Annotated in this window: 20 protein-coding genes; 12 read left to right on the plus strand and 8 right to left on the minus strand. The window is 68.9% G+C overall.

Annotated elements, in window-relative coordinates; all coding sequences use genetic code 11:
* Window positions 1-101: 101 nt before the first annotated feature.
* Window positions 102-713 carry a TetR/AcrR family transcriptional regulator gene (locus ACFQV6_RS11670; RefSeq protein WP_378027423.1) on the plus strand — a complete coding sequence of 204 codons (612 nt, stop codon included), beginning with the start codon at window positions 102-104 and terminating at the stop codon, window positions 711-713.
* Between the two features lie 332 nt (window positions 714-1,045).
* On the opposite strand, the gene ACFQV6_RS11675 is transcribed toward ACFQV6_RS11670, so the two are convergent.
* Window positions 1,046-1,687 carry an NAD(P)-dependent oxidoreductase gene (locus ACFQV6_RS11675; protein ID WP_378027424.1) on the minus strand — a complete coding sequence of 214 codons (642 nt, stop codon included), beginning with the start codon at window positions 1,685-1,687 and terminating at the stop codon, window positions 1,046-1,048.
* 209 nt (window positions 1,688-1,896) lie between these two features.
* On the opposite strand from ACFQV6_RS11675, the gene ACFQV6_RS11680 reads away from it, so the two are divergent.
* Entirely contained in the window at window positions 1,897-2,577 is a 681-nt protein-coding gene (locus tag ACFQV6_RS11680) for a TetR/AcrR family transcriptional regulator (RefSeq protein ID WP_378027425.1), read from the plus strand.
* Window positions 2,578-2,618: 41 nt separating this feature from the next.
* Here the strand turns inward: ACFQV6_RS11680 and ACFQV6_RS11685 are convergent, their stop codons facing one another.
* The 3 genes from ACFQV6_RS11685 to ACFQV6_RS11695 all read right to left on the minus strand — a co-directional run bounded on the left by ACFQV6_RS11685 (window position 2,619) and on the right by ACFQV6_RS11695 (window position 5,134).
* Entirely contained in the window at window positions 2,619-3,470 is an 852-nt protein-coding gene (locus tag ACFQV6_RS11685; protein ID WP_378027426.1) for an NAD(P)H-binding protein, read from the minus strand.
* 21 nt (window positions 3,471-3,491) lie between these two features.
* Window positions 3,492-4,049, minus strand: coding sequence for an LLM class flavin-dependent oxidoreductase (locus ACFQV6_RS11690; protein WP_378027427.1), 558 nt, complete (start codon window positions 4,047-4,049; stop codon window positions 3,492-3,494).
* Window positions 4,050-4,213: 164 nt separating this feature from the next.
* Window positions 4,214-5,134 carry an NADP-dependent oxidoreductase gene (locus ACFQV6_RS11695; protein WP_378027428.1) on the minus strand — a complete coding sequence of 307 codons (921 nt, stop codon included), beginning with the start codon at window positions 5,132-5,134 and terminating at the stop codon, window positions 4,214-4,216.
* A 100-nt stretch (window positions 5,135-5,234) separates the two neighbouring features.
* On the opposite strand from ACFQV6_RS11695, the gene ACFQV6_RS11700 reads away from it, so the two are divergent.
* Window positions 5,235-5,918, plus strand: coding sequence for a TetR/AcrR family transcriptional regulator (locus tag ACFQV6_RS11700; RefSeq protein ID WP_378027429.1), 684 nt, complete (start codon window positions 5,235-5,237; stop codon window positions 5,916-5,918).
* 47 nt (window positions 5,919-5,965) lie between these two features.
* On the opposite strand, the gene ACFQV6_RS11705 is transcribed toward ACFQV6_RS11700, so the two are convergent.
* Entirely contained in the window at window positions 5,966-6,562 is a 597-nt protein-coding gene (locus ACFQV6_RS11705; RefSeq protein ID WP_378027430.1) for a TetR/AcrR family transcriptional regulator C-terminal domain-containing protein, read from the minus strand.
* Between the two features lie 379 nt (window positions 6,563-6,941).
* On the opposite strand from ACFQV6_RS11705, the gene ACFQV6_RS11710 reads away from it, so the two are divergent.
* The 3 genes from ACFQV6_RS11710 to ACFQV6_RS11720 are packed head-to-tail and all read left to right on the plus strand — an operon-like array spanning window position 6,942 to window position 10,086.
* A complete protein-coding gene (locus tag ACFQV6_RS11710; RefSeq protein ID WP_378027431.1) occupies window positions 6,942-8,096 on the plus strand; it encodes an MFS transporter in 1,155 nt (384 codons plus the stop codon).
* Window positions 8,097-8,122: 26 nt separating this feature from the next.
* Entirely contained in the window at window positions 8,123-9,853 is a 1,731-nt protein-coding gene (locus tag ACFQV6_RS11715; protein WP_378027432.1) for a glycoside hydrolase family 3 protein, read from the plus strand.
* Window positions 9,854-9,912: 59 nt separating this feature from the next.
* A complete protein-coding gene (locus tag ACFQV6_RS11720) occupies window positions 9,913-10,086 on the plus strand; it encodes a hypothetical protein (RefSeq protein WP_378027433.1) in 174 nt (57 codons plus the stop codon).
* Window positions 10,087-10,140: 54 nt separating this feature from the next.
* Here the strand turns inward: ACFQV6_RS11720 and ACFQV6_RS11725 are convergent, their stop codons facing one another.
* Window positions 10,141-10,671, minus strand: coding sequence for a MarR family winged helix-turn-helix transcriptional regulator (locus tag ACFQV6_RS11725; RefSeq protein WP_378027434.1), 531 nt, complete (start codon window positions 10,669-10,671; stop codon window positions 10,141-10,143).
* Between the two features lie 138 nt (window positions 10,672-10,809).
* Here ACFQV6_RS11725 and ACFQV6_RS11730 point away from each other — a divergent pair, with 138 nt between their 5' ends.
* Both ACFQV6_RS11730 and ACFQV6_RS11735 read left to right on the plus strand, forming a co-directional pair.
* Window positions 10,810-11,160 carry a DoxX family protein gene (locus ACFQV6_RS11730; protein WP_378027435.1) on the plus strand — a complete coding sequence of 117 codons (351 nt, stop codon included), beginning with the start codon at window positions 10,810-10,812 and terminating at the stop codon, window positions 11,158-11,160.
* 154 nt (window positions 11,161-11,314) lie between these two features.
* Window positions 11,315-11,551 (plus strand): hypothetical protein, encoded by a 237-nt coding sequence (locus ACFQV6_RS11735; protein ID WP_378027436.1) that lies wholly within the window; start codon window positions 11,315-11,317, stop codon window positions 11,549-11,551.
* 158 nt (window positions 11,552-11,709) lie between these two features.
* On the opposite strand, the gene ACFQV6_RS11740 is transcribed toward ACFQV6_RS11735, so the two are convergent.
* The gene (locus tag ACFQV6_RS11740) at window positions 11,710-12,330 is read right to left on the minus strand and encodes a TetR/AcrR family transcriptional regulator (RefSeq protein ID WP_378027437.1); all 621 of its coding nucleotides are present in this window, start codon (window positions 12,328-12,330) and stop codon (window positions 11,710-11,712) included.
* 146 nt (window positions 12,331-12,476) lie between these two features.
* Between ACFQV6_RS11740 and ACFQV6_RS11745 the strand changes: the two genes are divergently transcribed.
* The 4 genes from ACFQV6_RS11745 (at window position 12,477) to ACFQV6_RS11760 (ending at window position 15,152) form a co-directional block, all read left to right on the plus strand.
* On the plus strand, window positions 12,477-12,896 hold the full coding sequence (locus ACFQV6_RS11745) for a hypothetical protein (RefSeq protein WP_378027438.1): 420 nt from the start codon (window positions 12,477-12,479) through the stop codon (window positions 12,894-12,896).
* Between the two features lie 76 nt (window positions 12,897-12,972).
* Complete coding sequence (locus tag ACFQV6_RS11750) at window positions 12,973-14,013, plus strand: LLM class flavin-dependent oxidoreductase (RefSeq protein WP_378027439.1); 1,041 nt, start codon at window positions 12,973-12,975, stop codon at window positions 14,011-14,013.
* A 7-nt stretch (window positions 14,014-14,020) separates the two neighbouring features.
* On the plus strand, window positions 14,021-14,293 hold the full coding sequence (locus ACFQV6_RS11755) for a flavin reductase family protein (protein ID WP_378027440.1): 273 nt from the start codon (window positions 14,021-14,023) through the stop codon (window positions 14,291-14,293).
* Between the two features lie 73 nt (window positions 14,294-14,366).
* Window positions 14,367-15,152, plus strand: coding sequence for a maleylpyruvate isomerase family mycothiol-dependent enzyme (locus ACFQV6_RS11760; protein ID WP_378027441.1), 786 nt, complete (start codon window positions 14,367-14,369; stop codon window positions 15,150-15,152).
* 485 nt (window positions 15,153-15,637) lie between these two features.
* Here ACFQV6_RS11760 and ACFQV6_RS11765 read toward each other — a convergent pair.
* The coding region (locus tag ACFQV6_RS11765) for a hypothetical protein (protein ID WP_378027442.1) at window positions 15,638-16,085 on the minus strand (448 nt) is incomplete at its 5' end.

The following is a 16,085-nucleotide window of genomic DNA, read 5'->3' on the forward strand; positions in this document are numbered from 1 at the left end:
GACGCCACCGCGGTTAAGTGCACCGGCCCGGTGACGTAATCCGACCGTAACGCCGCCGGAACGATTTACGCAACCACACCGGTAACAGATATCCTCGGGCCATGCCGACCCCCGGTGCCGCCCGCGGCCGCCCCCGCGATCCGCAGGTCGACGACCGGATCGTGCAGGCCGCCGTGGCGGAACTTGCCGACACCGGCGCGGCGACCTTCAGCCTCAACGCCGTCGCCGCCCGGGCGGGGGTGGCCAAGCGCAGCATCTACAGCCGCTGGCCCAACCGTGAAGATCTCATCATCGCCGCCCTCGGCTCGCTGTCGGTCGGCCTGACGCCTCCGGCCACCGGCACGCTCGCCGGCGACCTGGACTCCCTCTTCGACCAGGTCGCCGAGACGCTGGCGGAACCGCGCCAGTCCATCCTGGCCCGGTACGCGGCCGAACTGTCCACCTATCCCGAGCTCTACGCCGTCTTCAAACGCGACGTGGTGGACCAGAGCATGGCGGTCATCGAGGACGCCCTCATCGAAGCAGGCCGGCGCGGCGAGATCCCGCCCGGCCGGCCGCTGGCCCTGGCCGCCGAGTTCTTCGTCAGCGCGGTCTTCGGCCGCAGCGCCTACGCGCCGCACACCCAGCCGGGCGACGTGCCGGCGATGAAAGCCGGGCTCATCGCCCTGACTCTGGCGGCCCTTGGTAATCAAGAACGTTCAGCGCATCGCTGACGTGTCACGCTCAGCGGCGTCGGTCCGCACTGGGATCCCGTGACTGACAATGGCCGCCGGCGTGGGCCCATCGCTCGGTTCCCAGAGCCGATGGTGGTTCACGTCGGGCAGGACGTCAGCGAGCAGGTCGTCGTATGCGCCGGCCGGACGCCAGCGGCTCGATCGCGGGGACGTCATCGTGGCCACCTGGCGAGGCTGGTCGGGCATGGCGCGCATGCCTTGTCACACATCATGGTCATGGGAAGACCTTTCGCCGATGGTCCAGGACGTCACCGCTGTCGAAGGACGGGCCGATAGCAGCCACCGCGGGACTGCTATCGGCTTGGTGCGGGTCAGTTGCTGATCGCCGGCGCGGCGTTGCGGTAACGGATGTCGGTGAGCTGGGCGGCAGTGAAGGCGGCGATGTCAGCGCGGGTGACGGCCATGCCGATCTTGTCGGTGCCGAAGAAGCCGTGTCGCTTAACGCCCTTAGCGGGCCCGTCCTTGGGGGCGATGAACCGGACGATGGTCCAGTTGATCCCGCTGTTGACGATGAGGTCGGACATGCCGAGCAGTTCCTGGTAGGCCCGCGGCAGCATGGTGCGGCCCATGAAGCCGACGAACTTCTGCTGCAAAGTGGGCTTGTCGCGCTTGTCGATGACGCTGGGCGTGCCGTTGCCGATGAAGCGCTTGACGCCGCGCCGCTGCATGGCCTCGATGATCAGCTTGGTGCCCTCGACCAGAGGCAGGCCGGTCGCCTTCTTGTCCATGCTGGGGCCGAGCGCGGCGATGACGGCGTCAGCGCCGGCCACCGCGGTGTCGATGGCGGCGGCGTTGGTGATCTCGCCGACGATCACGCGGACGGCGTCCGGCCAGGAGGCTGGGATCTTGCCGGCGTTGCGGGCGTAGGCGGTGACCGCGTGCCCGGAGGCGAGCAGGTCGGCGACGACGAGCTGGCCGATGGCGCCGGTGGCACCGAAGACGGTGACGTTCATGATGTCGGTCCTTCAGGTATGAGGCGGAAGGCTACGTGGTGCCGCGGCCATAAGTGGAACCTGCACTCCACTTACACCAGCTATGGTAGCGCACAAGTGGAGCGATGATTCCACTTGTGGCGCGGTGCCGGGTGGACTGCGCCACACCCGGCACCGCGCCCCGTGAGGCGACTCGCCGGGACTCCCTCTCACGCCGTTACGCTGGCGATATGCCCAGAGGGAAGATCATGCCGGACGGTGACGGGGAGTTGCGGGTCGACGCGGAGCGCAACCGCAACCGGGTCCTGGCCGCGGCCCGTGAGGTTTTCGCCGAGCAGGGCCTGCAAGCTCCGATGACTACGATCGCCCGCCGTGCCGGTGTCGGCGTCGCTACCTTGTTCCGCCGGTTCCCTTCCAAGGACGACCTGGTCACCGAGGTCTTCGCGGACAAGATGCGCGCCTACTCGCAGGTCGTCGACGAAGCGCTGGAAGACCCGGATGCCTGGCACGGCTTCCGGACCTGCGTGGAGCGCATCTGCGCGATGCAGGCCGCCGACCGCGGGTTCACCGACGTGCTCACCGTCGCGTTCCCGTCGGCGACGGCGTTCGAGGCCGAGCGCGAGCGTGCGGTGGCCCGCCTGTCCGAGTTGATCGACAAGGCGAAGGGCACCGGCCGATTGCGGGCGGACTTCGTCCACCAGGACATGATCATGGTGTTGATGGCGAACAGCGGTGTCCTCGCCGCGACCGCCGAGGCGGCGCAGGACACGTGGCGGCGCCTGGTCGCGTACCTGATCCAGTCCTTCGCCGCGGAGGTAGCCGCTCCCCTGCCCGACCCGGCCACGCCGGACCAGGTGACACAGGCGCTGCTCCGCCGCAACGCGGCGCTGATCGGCCGCTCCCACGACTGAGGCGGTGGCGCGGGGCCCTCCCGCGCCGCCGTCACTCGTTGTCAGTTGCCCTGCCGCAGTCCCTCCACCAAGGACATGGTGGGGTGGCCGGTCAGGCGCGCGAGGTCGTCGCCGGTGTGCGCCATGATGCCCGCGCCCATGCTGCCGTCGAGTGCGACCAGGAACCCGGCGGTTCCCTCGTCGAGGCCGGCGCCGGTGAGCATGCCGTGGTACTGCTCGGCGGGCACCGCCTGGTAGGTCACAGGCTTGCCGAGCACCTCACTCATGGCCTCGGCGAGTTCGGCATAGGTGTAGTCGCGGTCGCCGCTGAGGTCATAGGTGCGGTTGTCGTGACCCTCGCCGGCGACGACGGCCGCCAGGGCCTCGGCGAAGTCCTGCCGACCGGCCGGGGCAACGCGCCCGTCACCGACGGCGGCGGCGAAGACCCCGGTCTGCGCGGCGCCCTGCATGGACTGGAGGTAGTTCTCGATGTACCAGCCGTTGCGCAGGATCGTCCAGGTCAGCCCGGAGGCCTTGATGGCGTCCTCGGTGGCTTTGTGGTCGGCGCCGAGCAGGAAGCTCGGGTCGTCGACGCGCAGCCCGCTGGTGTAGTAGAGGTGCGCCGCACCGGCGGCCTTGGCTGCGTCGATGACGTTCTGATGCTGTTGCAGGCGGGTGGGTTCGCCGCCGGAGATGAGCACCACCTGATCGTGACCGGCGACGGCCGCGCGGACCTGCTCGGCGTCACCGAGCTCCACCTGCACGGTGCGGTAGCCCTCGGCAGCCAGACCATCGAGGACCTCCTGCTTGCGTCCGGCCGCGGTGATGTCGGCGGCGGCGACGCCACGCTTCTGCAATTCGGGCAGCAGCAGGCGGCCGAGCTTGCCGGTAGCGCCGAAGACGAGGACAGACATGTCGATATCTCCTTCTCGAACTTAGTGGACGTGCGGCGCCGGCGAACCGGTCTGCGCGCGTACGGCCGGAGCGATCTCGGTGGCGAAGCGGTGCACCGAGTCCTCGACCAGGGTTCGGGGCAGGCCACCCCAGTCGAACTGGGCGAAGAACCGGTCGATGCCGAGCATCCGATGCGCGTCCAGGATCTTCTCGGTGATCTGCGCGCTGGAGCCGATCATGATGGCTTGCCCGCGCTGGGTGCCGGCCGCGAACGCCGAGCGGCTGACAGTCAAGCCGCGACCACCCGGTGTCTTGGGTCGCAGGTATTCGTAGTAGTAGGGGTAGACGTCGTCGGGGCCGGCGAAGAAGTGGGTGGAGATGCCCAGCCGCAGCTTCTCCGGGTGCCCGGCTTTCTCCCCCGCCGCCCGGTAGATGTCGACGGCTTTGCGGGCGTGGCTCAGCGGTCCGCCGATGTAGCCGAGGACCATCGGCAGCCCGAGCCGGCCGGCGCGTTCGGCGCTGCGCGGTGAGCCGCCGACACCTGCCCACACCGGCAGTTCCGGCTGGACGGCCCGGGGCGCGATCTGCGCGGCGGACACGTCTCGGCGACCCGCCGCGCCGCACTGATCAGCTGGTCGGTCGCGGGGTCCTGTTGCAGGTCGCTGAGCGACAGGATGCCGAGTTCCATGCAGGTCTGCTCCTGTCTGGGTGCGCGGTCTCCAGCGAGGGGTGAGGTGGTGGCGCATCGTCAGGGAGCGGGTGTTCAGGAGACGGTGATGCCGATCTTGCCGAGGGTGCCGCCGGCGAAGTCACCGAACGCGGCGGGGACCTCGGCCAGGACGTAGGTCTTGGCGACCGGAACGGTGATCTTGCCGGCGGCGAGGTCCCCGGCAAGCCGGTCAAGGGTCGCCGGGGCCGGGTTGGCGTACACGAACGTGGCCGCCGGGTGCTGGTCGGCGCCGAAACCCATGGTGCTGGCGACGCGCCCCTTCTCCGTCAGCAGCCGCACCAGGGCGGCCGCGTCACCGGCCAGGTGCACGATCACGTCGACACCGTCCGGGCTGACCGCGCGGACCTGGGCAGGCACATCACCGGAGTGGTCGACGACCTCGTGAGCGCCGAGGCCGCGGACGAACTCCTCCTCCGTGCCGGGCTTCGCAGTGGCGATCGCCTTGGCACCGGCGGCCACCGCGTACTGCAGCGCGATCGCACCGACACCGCCGGTGGCGCCGCTGATCAACACGGTTTCGCCGGACTGCGGCGCGGCCGCGTCGAGCGCGTCGACGGCAGCGGTCCCGGCCAGGCCGAGGGCGCCGGCGGCGTTGATGTCGACGCCGTCGGGGAGCTTGGCCAGGCCGACCGTCTCGGGGACGGTCACGTACTCGCCGAAGCCGCCGTCGCCCAGGTAGGCCTTGGTGACCACGCCGAACACCTTGTCACCGGCCGCGAACCGGGTGACGCCCTCACCGACCGCCTCGACGGTGCCGGCGAAGTCCTTGCCCAGCACCACCGGGTAGCGGTGTTCCATCATCCCGGCGACGTGTCCCCCGGCGACCGACAGGTCGAAGCCGTTGATCGAGGACGCCTGCACCTTCACCAGGACCTCGCCGGCGGCCGGCTCGGGCTTCTCGATCTCGGTGACCTCGACCTGCGCGCCGTGCCCGGGAACTACTACTGCCTTCATCTCGAGTCTCCTAGCAATAAGTGGAGTGTGCTTTCCATTTGCTGCACGGAGCGTAGCAGACAAGTGGACGGGCAACTCCACTTGTCCGTACCCTCAACCTATGAGCTCCCCGACTGCACCCCGTGCCGATGCCACCGGCCTGCGGGTCGACGCCGAACGCAACCGGCAACGCATCCTTACCGCCGCCCGAAGGGCCTTCGCCGACCTCGGGCTCGACGTGCCGATGGAGGAGATCGCCAAGCGCGCGGGCGTGGGCGTCGGCACGCTGTACCGCCGCTATCCCACCCGCACCGACCTGGTCGCCGCCGCCTTCGAGACCAAGATGTGCGCCTACGCCGACGCCGCCCGCCAGGCCCTGGCTGACCCGGACCCATGGCACGGATTCTGCTGCTATGTCGAGAAGGTCTGCGCCATGCAGGCCGGCGACCGCGGCTTCACCACCGTGCTGACCATGACGTTTCCCACAGCCAAGCAGTTCGAGGCGTCGCGTGACCAGGCTTTCGCCGACTTCACCACGCTCATCGAGCGCGCGAAAGCCGTCGGCCGGCTGCGCGCCGACTTCGCCACCGAGGACATGCCGATGTTCCTGATGGCCAACGCCGGCGTGCTGACCTCGATCGGCGACGCCGCTCCGGACGCCTGGCGTCGCTTCGTCGCCTACCTTCTCCAGGCCTGCGCCGCGCAGTCCGCACAGCCGCTGCCCGACCCGCCCGCACCGCGGCAGATGTACCGGGCCATGCTGCGTGCCACCGGCCGTCAGCGTCAGCCGCGCGCCGCACACTGACGGCCAGGAACCTTGACCCCGCACGCCCTGGGCGCGGACCGCTCCCGTTAGTCGCCCGGTGAACTCTTCGCCGCCAGCAGGTGGTCCAGGCCGGCGACGAACACCGTCAGGTCAAAGTCGAACTGCGCCTCACCGGACTGGAAACTTCTGGCGCTGAGGCGGCGCAGCAGCCCGTACTCGTTCTCGTCCGCCTCCTGCATCACCCTGGAGATCTCCGACAGCTGCGGATGCACCCCGTGTCGGCGGATCATGATGGCGTCGCGGGCCGAGGTGAAGACGAACTCGGCCATGAAGGCGACCGCCCGGGCAGCCTGGTCCTCGTCGAAGCCGGCCACCAGCAAGGCTTCGACGCAGCGTTCGACCGGGGCGAAGATGGCCAGGCCGGAGGCCGCCGGGAATCGGACGTACTCGACGAGTTCCCCGGCGCGCACCAGGCTATTCCGCATGTGGTGGGCCACCGCCCGGGTGACTGCGCGCCAGTCTCCGCTCGCCGCCAGGTCACCGGGACCGGCATCGGCGTTCAGCGCGTCGAGGGCCATCAGTTCGAGCAAGCCCTCGCGATCACTGACGTGGTAGTGCAGCGTCTTGCGGTCGACGCCCAGTTGCTGCGCCACCGCTTGCATGGTGAGGGTCTGCGGATCCATGGTCCGCGCCGCGGCCACGATCCCAGCGCGGTCGATGCGCGCCGGCCGCCCTCGCCTGCGCTTCTGCGGTGGCGTACCCGGTTGTGCCATATGAGCGATCGCCCCCGTCAGTCAGTGTCGCTCACAGCATATTTCCCCACTCGGGAACTTAACCAGCCCGGCCTATTGACCCGCGCTTGCCACCGGACTTACTTTTCCCCTCACGGGGATTATTAACCCGGCCGTAACACCGGGATCAACCACACTCTGCCGCTCCTCGGTGCCTTGCACCCTTTTGAGAGGACTCTCCGTGGCCATCCAGTCGCTTCCTGTGCAGGAAGAGTCCTCCGGACGCTCCCTGCGTCGCTTGAAATTCACGATGCTCCCGGCCAATGTCGGCATGTTTCTGCTCTGGGGCGCGATCCCGAGCATCCTGCTGCCGCTGCAGATCGAGGACCTCGACCCGGACAACAAGGCGGCCAACCTCGCCGTCGTCGCGACCATCGGCGCCCTCGCCGCCATGCTGGCCCAGCCGCTGGCCGGCACCATCTCCGACCGGACCCGGTCGCGCTTCGGCCCCCGCGCCCCGTGGCTCATCGGTGGCGCTCTGGCCGGCGGCCTCGCCCTGCTCGGCATGGCCGCCGCCAACACCCTGGTCCAGATCGCCATCGCCTGGACGATCACCCAAATCGCCTACAACTTCGCGCAGGGCCCGCTCAGCGCCGTCATGCCGGACCGCGTGCCCGAAGCCAAACGCGGCACCTTCGCCGCCATCACCGGATTCGCCGCCATGCTCGGCGCCCTCGGCGGCCAGATCATCGGCACCCGGTTCGCCGACCACGTCGGCGCCGGCTATCTCACCTTCGCCGGCGTCACACTGGTCGCCTTCACCCTGTTCGTGCTTTTCAGCCCCGACCGCGACAACCGCGGCGACGAACGCCGCCCGTTCGACCTCACCGCGCTGCTGCGCACCTTTTACTTCAACCCGCGCCAACACCCCGACTTCGCATGGGCGTTCCTCGGCCGGTTCCTGCTCTACCTCGGCTACTTCGGCATCAACGGCTACCAGCTCTACATCCTGCAGGACCACATCGGCCTCGGCGACGCCGCCGTCGACTTCGTCCCCATCCTCGGGCTTGCCAGCCTCGCCACCATGCTGATCTCCATCGCGATCGGCGGCCCGCTCTCCGACAAGGTCGGCCGCCGCAAGATCTTCATCTACATCGCCGCCATCATCTGCGCGGCCGGTCTGATCGGCCCGTGGCTGATGCCCACCAAGACCGGCATGGTGATCTTCGCGCTCGTCAGCGGTCTCGGCTTCGGGTTCTTCCAGTCCGTCGACACCGCCCTGGTCACCCAGGTCCTGCCGTCACAGCAGGACGCCGCCAAGGACCTGGGCGTCGTCAACATCGCCGCCACCCTGCCGCAGGTCCTGGCGCCCGGTATCGCCGGCGCGATCGTGGTCTCTTTCGGCTACACCGCGCTGTTCCCCATCGCCATCGTGCTCATGGTCCTCGGCGGCTTCGCCGTCGCACCCATCAAAGCCGTCCGCTAACGTCCACCAGCTGAAAGGTTCCACCCATGACCGCCCAGCACCCCTACCAGGACGCCACCCTCGCCGTCGACCAGCGGGTCGAGGACCTGCTCTCCCGGATGGCCCTCGAGGACAAGGCCGGCCTGCTGTTCCAGCAGCTCGCCAGCGTCGGCGACTTCGAGGCGCCCGGTCTGTTCGGCTCGTCCTCGGTCCGTGAGCTGCTCGACCAAGGCCTCACCCACTTCAACATCCTGTTCGCGCCCAGCGCCCGCGAGATCGCCCAGTGGCACAACGCCATGCAGGACGAGGCTCGCAAACACCCGCTGGGCATCCCGGTCACCATCTCCAGCGACCCGCGGCACAGCTTCACCGACAATCCCGCCACCGCACTGCTGGCCGGCCCCTTCACCCAGTTCCCCGAATCCCTCGGCCTGGCCGCGATCGGCTCGGAGGAGCTCGTCACACGGTTCGCCGAGCTGACCCGCCGCGAATACCTCGCCGTCGGCATCCGCACCGCCCTGCACCCGCAGATCGACCTGGCCACCGAGCCGCGCTGGGCCCGGCAGTCCGCCACCTTCGGCGAAGACGCGGCACTGACCACCCGGCTCGGCGTCGCCTACATCAAGGGCCTGCAAGCCGGCACCGAGATCGGGCCGGAATCCGTGTCGGTGATGGCCAAGCACTTCCCCGGCGGCGGCCCGCAACTCAACGGCGAAGACCCCCATTTCGCGTACGGTCGTGAGCAGATCTACCCCGGCGGGCAGTTCGATCTGCACCTGGAGCCGTTCAAGGCGGCCGTCGAAGCCGGTGTCGGCCAGATGATGCCGTACTACGGCATGCCGGTCGGCCTCGACGGCATCGAGGAGGTCGGCTTCGGCTTCAACAAGGACATCATCACCGGGCTGCTGCGCGACAAACTCGGCTACGACGGCATCGTCTGCACCGACTGGGGCATCCTGTCGCGCACCTTCTGGGGCGTCGAGGACCTCACCTACGAACAACGCATGGTCAAGTCGCTGGACGCCGGCGTCGACCAGTTCGGCGGCGAGTACCGCGCCGACATTCTGGTCTCGCTGGTGAAGAACGACACGATCAGCGAACAGCGCCTCGACACCTCGGTGCGGCGACTGCTGCGCGAGAAGTTCCGGCTCGGCCTTTTCGACAACCCGTACGTCGACGCCGGCCGCGCCGAGGCCATCGTCGGCACCGCCGGCGCCAAGGCCGAAGGCCTCGCCGCCCAGGCCGCCGCACACACCCTGCTCACCAACGCCGAGGACGGCCCCGCCCGGCTTCCCCTGGCCCGCGGCCTCAAAATCTACGCCGAAGGGCTGGCTGCCGAGGCGGTCGGCGCCCGCGGTGAACTGGTCGCCACCCCCGCCGAAGCCGACGTGGCGATCCTCAAGTTGCAGGCCCCGTTCGAGCAGCGCGGCGACGGCACCACGATCGAGTCCTTCTTCCGCGCCGGCTCCCTCGCCTTCCCCCACGACGAGATCGAGCGGATCCAGCGCATCACCGAGGCCGTGCCCACCGTCGTCGACGTCTACCTGGACCGGCCCGCCATCCTCGCCGACATCGCCGGGTCAGCGGCCTCGCTGGTGGTCAACTTCGGCGCCTCCGACGAGGCCACCGTCCAGGTGCTGTTCGGTGCGGCGCGGCCGCAGGGCAGGCTGCCCTTCGACATCCCGTCGTCGATGGCCGCGGTCGAGGCCAGCCGACCCGACGTACCGTTCGACACCGCCGACCCGACGTTCCGCTTCGGGCACGGCCTGACCTACTGATCAGTCTCGGCCGGTTCCTGCTCCCGGGCGGGAACCGGCCGGGTTTTGATGTAGCCCGAGTGAACCGAGCGGTCCGAGACATCACCGGCTCCGGGGCCGACCACGTCTTCGACTTCGTCGGGGCCCGCCCGGTCGCCGCGCAGGGCTTCCAGAGTCTGGCCGACACCGACGCGGGGTACGAGGCGCTCAAGGAACCGGGCACCGCCCGGGTCGTCATCACCGATCTCAGCTGAGCGTCTGACCTCAAACAGGCCCTGATCCCGCCGGACCGGGGCCTGTTCGCGTGTTCAGAGGTCCGTATCCGCCTCGCCCTCGCAGACGCCGCCCTGAGTGGTGCGGACGCGGGCCAGCAGTGCGTGCAGGGTGTCGCGTTCCTGAGCGGTGAGGTCGGCGAAGAGCTCGTCCTCGACCCGGCCGATGGCGGCGCCGAGCTTGGTGGCGGCAGCCACGCCCGCTTCGGTGATCTCGACGATGTGGCGGCGGCGATCGGCCGGATCCCGGCGCCGTCGCACCAGGTCGCGGTCCTCCAGCGCGTTGAGAAGAGTTACCAGCACGCTGGGGTCGACACCCAGCCGGGTGCCGAGGTCACGCTGGCCGATCCGACCGCCGTCGAGGTGCATCAGCACGATGGCGTGGCGAGGAGTGACCCCGGAGGTGGTGAGTGCCTCACGGATTCGGGCGTCAGTGCTGCCCCCATGCCGCGCCAGGAGAAGAGAGAGGCGCAACTCCGGCCCGACGGATGCCGGAGCGCCGTCGCAGCCGGGGGTGTCGACGGGAGCGCTGGCGGTGAAGGCACTGCCGCCGGTTCGTGGAGCCATGATCCGACCATACCAAGCCGAACATCGTCGTTTGACGTCAATCGTTGAACCACTTACATTATCGACTGCCGCACATCACGTGCGCACTGTGGTCCTGGCCGTTCGGCGGACCCGTCCCGGCTCTCTCTGGAGTTCTCCGTGTTCATCGCCTATGTCGTCCTCGCCGTCCTGCTGTCTCTGCTGCTGCTCGCCTCCGCCCGCGGCGACATCGCCCGTGACCCGAAGATCACGGAGACACTCAAAGCGGTCGGGGTGCGCGACAGCTGGTTCCTGCCCCTCGGCCTGGTGAAGATCGCGGGCGCGCTGGGGCTGCTCGCCGGCATCTTCTACCGCCCGCTGGGCATCGCGGCAGCCGTCGGTGTCGTCCTCTACTTCGTGGGCGCCGTGATCATGCACCTGCGCGCGGGCGACAAGAAGGGCGTCGGCGCACCGGCCGCCATCATGCTCGTTGCCGTGGCCCCGCTGGTGCTGGGTATCGCGACAGCCTGACGGTTCGCCACCCTCACGTGCTGACGGATCGATCATGAACGGTCAGCCCGGACCAGGCATCGTCGCTGAGTCCGGGCGACGACCTGAACCCCTCGGCGACTGAACCCAGAGGAGAACCCCGTTCGGACGCCGGGCCTACGAGGAGATCCGCGGCATGACCGACCCGGTGATGGCCTCCGACCTCGACTGGACGATCGTGCGCTTCACCCGCCCCACCAACGGGACGAAGACGGGCCGGGTTCGCTCCGGCCCTCACCGAGCTGGCCGGGCAGGTCGCCGACGGCACGACCGTGCCGTCGTCAGCACCGAGCTGCCGCTGACCACCGCCGCCAAAGCCATGGCGATCGGCGAGACCGGCCACAGCCGCGGCAAGGTCGTTCTACTCCGCTGATCCCGGCTACGCCGGCTGCGGCGCTCAGGGGCGTACGCACCGGCAGCGGCGAGAATCATCGCATACTCCGGGAACTCCGCCTCCATGCCTGCGGTGCCGGGAAAGGTGAAGGCAGTGCCCACCCAAGCTCAGCAGAGCGCCCGGCCGCGGTCGTCGCCCTATGCACTGCTCGGCTCAGCAGGCAGCAACCACCGCACGCCGGCGATGTAGTCGCCGGGGTTGGTGTCGTTGATCAGCAGTCGTTGCAGCACGAAGCCCTGCACGAGGCTGAGCATCGCGGAGCCGACCTGTTCCGGCACCGCTTCGGCGGGCAGGTTGCCGGCGGCCTGCCAGCGGCGGGCCACTTCGGCGAAGTGTCCCCGCAGCTGCAGGTAGACGTCGTTGGCGCGGGCAGCGAGTTGAGGGCTGCGCAGCGCCTCGGCCCAGACCTGCAGTCCGACGCGGGTCAGGTCGACGCCGGTGGTGGGGTCACGGACGATCTGGTCGGTGATCGTCCTGATGATCTTTGCTAGCGCGTCCTGCGGTGACGGGGTGGCGCCGTCGGCGAGCATCGTCCGGAACACCTCGTCGGCGGTGCCCAGAGCCGTCTCCGCCACTGCGCCGATCAGCTCTTCCTTGCCGCGGAAGTACCGGTAGACCGCGCCGGCGGACAGGCCGCACTCGGTGATGATGTCGGCCATCGATGTGGCGTGGAAGCCGTTGGCGGCGAACAGCCGGGCCGCGGCGCTGACGATCTCGGCGCGACGCCCGGCCCGGTACTCCTCAGAGACGCGGGGCATGTGACGAAGGATAAAGGCGAGCGTTCGTTCTTGTTAGCTCGCCGCCCAAAATGCGATAACCGCAAAGCGAACTGTCGTTCTTTTAAGGGAGTTCCCATGGCCTCTGAGGCCCCGGTAGCAAGCACCTCACCGTCGCCGTGCCGGTGGTGGCCAAGGCCGTCGCGCTGCTCACGCTGATCATCAGCGTTCTGGTCACGGCGTTCGCCTGGCCGGCAGTGCGATCCTCCGTCCATGACATCGCCATCGCCGGCCCTGCCGCCGCCGTCGACCAGGTCAGCGCGGCCCTCGATCAGCGCCTGCCGGACGCCTTCGACGTCACCCGCGTCGACGACACCGCCGCCGCCGAGACGCTGATCCGCGACCGCGAGGTATACGGCGCGATCGACGTCAGCACCGGCACCCCGCAGGTCCTCGTCGCCTCCGCCGGAAGCGCCGCGATCGCCCAGACCCTGCAGAGCGTGGGCGCCGCGCTCAGCCAGGCGCAAGCCCGGGGCACGACCCAACAATCGAGGTGGCTCAGAACAAATGGAGACTATCTTCCATTTCACCGGCCGGATAAGTGGTAGGTGCCTTCCACTTGTGCGATCGTAGTGACGTGACCGACCGTCACACGACCGCCTGACATCGACTAAGGAGCACGCCATGACGCTTGAACTCGGCGTCTACTCGTTCGGCAACACCCCCCGCACCGCCGACGGCAGCTCCGGCAGCACGGCTCAGGCGATCCGCAACGTGCTGGAAGCCGTGCACGTCGCCGAGCAGGTCGGGCTGGATTTCTTCGGCTTCGGTGAGCACCACACACCGTCGATGCCCCTCTCCTCCCCCACCTCACTGGTCAACGCCGCCGCGGCCTCCACGCAGCGGATCGGGCTGGGCACCACCGTCACGGTGCTGTCCACCGACGAGCCGCTGCGGGTCTTCGAGCAGATGGCCACCGCCGCGGCGATCGCTCCCGGACGGGTCGAGATCGTCGCCGGGCGCGGCTCCTCCGACATCACGTTCTCGCTGTTCGATCTGGACAGCCGCAACTACGACATGCTCTTCCGGTCCAAGCTCGACCTGCTGATCGCGGCCAACGACAACGAGCGCGTCACCTTCAAGGGCCCGCACCGGCAACGAGCCCTGCGCGACGCGCTGATCGTCCCGCGCCCCGAGCAGCCCTTGAAGATCTGGCTGGGCACCGGCGGCAGCCCCGAGTCCGTGCTGCGCGCCGCCGAGCTCGGCCTGCCGATGTTCCTAGGCATCCTGGGCGGCACCGTGGATCACTGGACACAGTACGGCCACGCCTACCGCCAAGCCTGGGCCGAGCTCGGACACCCCGCCGAGCAGGCGGAGATCGCGGTCGCCGTGCACGGTTTCGTGGGCCCCGACAACAGGCAGGCGAAAGTCGACTACCTCGGCTACGAGACGCGGATGTTCACCACCGGCGCCGCCGAGGTCGGCCGCACCGGGATGGCACCGACCGGCCGGGAGCACAATTACGAGCCGGGCGCCATGGTCTTCGCCGGCGGTCCTGACGAGATCGCCGACCGCATCCTGGATCTGCACCAGAAGCTCGGGCACAGCCGACAGATCCTGCAGATGGACGTCGGCGGCATGTCGCACGCCACCTTCCTCAAGGCCATCGAACTGCTCGGCACCGAGGTCCTGCCCCAGGTCCGCAAGGAACTCGGACAGCTCTGACCGACCGGTGCGCCGGGCCAAGATCCAGCGCACCGGCAGCCTCGCGCTGACGTTCGCCCGCAAGGGCGACGACAAATTCACCGGCGTGACCTGGAGCGAGCAGCACGGGCTACCCCAGCTCGACGCCGTCACCGGCTGGCTCGCCTGCGACGTGGACCAGCTGATACCCGGCGGCGACCACATCGTGGCCATCGGGCGCGTGACAGCCGCCGAACACGATGCGCAGTCACCGCTGACCTACCATCGCAGGACGTTCGGGACGCATGCGGTCCTGAGCTGAGCGGCCAGCCCATCTTCACAAAAATGGATGAACGTTTCCACTTCCCGCACCGGCATCGGTAGGCTCATCACTCATGACAACCCTTGCCGGCCGCACGATCGCGGCCCTGCGCAGCGAGCACGACACCCTCGCGGGCGTGGTCTCCGCGCTTTCGGTTGAGCAGCTCACCGGCCCGTCCGGGGCATCCGAATGGACCATCGCCGACGTCCTGTCCCACCTCGGTAGCGGCGCGGAGATCACGCTCGCCGGTCTGCGGGCGGCCCTCGGCGAGACGCAGGCGCCCGGCCCCGACTTCAACCAGGGCATCTGGGACCGGTGGAACGCGCTGAGCCCGCAGGACCAGGCCGCCGGCTGGGCGAAGTCCGACACCGCGCTGGTTACCGCCCTCGAAGCGGTCCCGCAGGAACGATACGACGACATCAAGGTCCCCTCGTTCCTGCCCGAGCCGCTGTCGCTCGCCTCGTTCACCGCCATGCGACTGAGCGAGGTCGCCCCGCACGTCTGGGACGTCCGCGCCGGCCTCGACGCGACCGCGGCCCTCGCCGAACGGTCCACCACGCTGCTGGCCGAGCACCTCAGCGGCAGCCTCGGCTTCCTGCTCGGATTCATCGGCAAACCGGACGCGGCCGGCGAGCAAGCGGTCATCGAGATCAGCGGTACGCCGTACCGCATCGTCCTCGATGACAGGGTGCGGCTCACCACGCAGGCCCTTTCGGCGACCGCGACGTTCACCGGCCCCCTGGAGTCCGCGCTGCGGCTGATCTACGGCCGGCTCACCCCGAAGCACACCCCTGCCGAGGTCGAGGTGACCGGCAACGTCTCCCTCGACGAACTACGCGCCGTCTTCCCCGGCTTCTGAAGCGCGCCCGACAGATCCACTCCTCAGGAAGCTGCCACAGCGTTATGCGCACCCCGCAACCGGCGCCGCATCGTCGCCAACTGTGGCTGCACGTACTGCGGCGGGAAGGGCAGTTGCACCGGCATGCTTTCCCGCCATGCCTCGGTCCCCGGATCCGGCACGGACCGGAACCCGGTTCGACACCTCGCGGCGATGTCGCCGCGCAAGCCTGGGGACAACTCACTGCACGCTCATCCACGGCACCCTCATGCCTACCGACATCGTCGTTGAGGTCGAGCCGTCCTTGACGCCCTAGAGACCCGGATCGGGGTCGCCGAACAGCCGGCGCGCCTCCACGCTGACATAACTGCGCCGACGGCAAGTTCGATGGCCTGCGTGCTTTCGGGAACGCACGCGCAGGGTGCCCACTATGACGGTGGACACCCTGCGCGCTGGGAGATGTTGCCGGACCTAGTGAACGCCTAGTTTGCGCCCGGCTGTTGTCGTTAGGCGGTTGCCGTGACGCGCTTGATCAATCCGCTGTCGGAGACATACAGGAAGGTGCCGTCCGAACTGACGCCGTTGATGTTGGTGAGGTTGGTTGCGGCAATGATTCTGCTGGCGCCGGTCGCCTTGGTGATGCGGATCAGAGTCGGGTAGGTCTCGCCAGGAGTCCAGAGACTCGCGTAGAGATAGTTGCCGACGGAAAGCAGTGCGGTGGGGGTACGTCCTGCGGTGGCCACGGCGCGGGTTTCGAGGACCGCCCCATCCTTGTTGATCTTTGACACGGTGTCGTTGGTGACGATCCACACGTTGTCGCCGTCAGCGGCGACCGCGCCGGTGTGGCCGGTGTGCAGCACGGCCCGAGCGCCGGAGTTCAGGTCGATGCGGGCAAGGCCGCCGTAGGTGTTGTCGACGGTGTACATGTACTGCCCGGCGATCGCCACCGAGGCG

It is taken from the genome of Actinoplanes sp. GCM10030250 (assembly GCF_042666575.1).
In the GTDB taxonomy this organism is placed as follows: Bacteria; Actinomycetota; Actinomycetes; order Mycobacteriales; family Micromonosporaceae; genus Actinoplanes.

Excerpts from the sequence above, each read along its gene's own strand:
- ACFQV6_RS11760 (WP_378027441.1), top strand. The coding sequence starts at position 14,367 with ATGACAACCCTTGCCGGCCGCACGATCGCGGCCCTGCGCAGCGAGCAC.
- ACFQV6_RS11710 (WP_378027431.1), top strand. The coding sequence starts at position 6,942 with ATGTTTCTGCTCTGGGGCGCGATCCCGAGCATCCTGCTGCCGCTGCAG.
- ACFQV6_RS11675 (WP_378027424.1), bottom strand. The coding sequence starts at position 1,687 with ATGAACGTCACCGTCTTCGGTGCCACCGGCGCCATCGGCCAGCTCGTC.
- ACFQV6_RS11740 (WP_378027437.1), bottom strand. The coding sequence starts at position 12,330 with ATGCCCCGCGTCTCTGAGGAGTACCGGGCCGGGCGTCGCGCCGAGATC.
- ACFQV6_RS11715 (WP_378027432.1), top strand. The coding sequence starts at position 8,123 with ATGACCGCCCAGCACCCCTACCAGGACGCCACCCTCGCCGTCGACCAG.
- ACFQV6_RS11735 (WP_378027436.1), top strand. The coding sequence starts at position 11,315 with ATGACCGACCCGGTGATGGCCTCCGACCTCGACTGGACGATCGTGCGC.
- ACFQV6_RS11695 (WP_378027428.1), bottom strand. The coding sequence starts at position 5,134 with ATGAAGGCAGTAGTAGTTCCCGGGCACGGCGCGCAGGTCGAGGTCACC.
- ACFQV6_RS11685 (WP_378027426.1), bottom strand. The coding sequence starts at position 3,470 with ATGTCTGTCCTCGTCTTCGGCGCTACCGGCAAGCTCGGCCGCCTGCTG.
- ACFQV6_RS11725 (WP_378027434.1), bottom strand. The coding sequence starts at position 10,671 with ATGGCTCCACGAACCGGCGGCAGTGCCTTCACCGCCAGCGCTCCCGTC.
- ACFQV6_RS11750 (WP_378027439.1), top strand. The coding sequence starts at position 12,973 with ATGACGCTTGAACTCGGCGTCTACTCGTTCGGCAACACCCCCCGCACC.
- ACFQV6_RS11680 (WP_378027425.1), top strand. The coding sequence starts at position 1,897 with ATGCCCAGAGGGAAGATCATGCCGGACGGTGACGGGGAGTTGCGGGTC.
- ACFQV6_RS11670 (WP_378027423.1), top strand. The coding sequence starts at position 102 with ATGCCGACCCCCGGTGCCGCCCGCGGCCGCCCCCGCGATCCGCAGGTC.
- ACFQV6_RS11700 (WP_378027429.1), top strand. The coding sequence starts at position 5,235 with ATGAGCTCCCCGACTGCACCCCGTGCCGATGCCACCGGCCTGCGGGTC.
- ACFQV6_RS11705 (WP_378027430.1), bottom strand. The coding sequence starts at position 6,562 with ATGGATCCGCAGACCCTCACCATGCAAGCGGTGGCGCAGCAACTGGGC.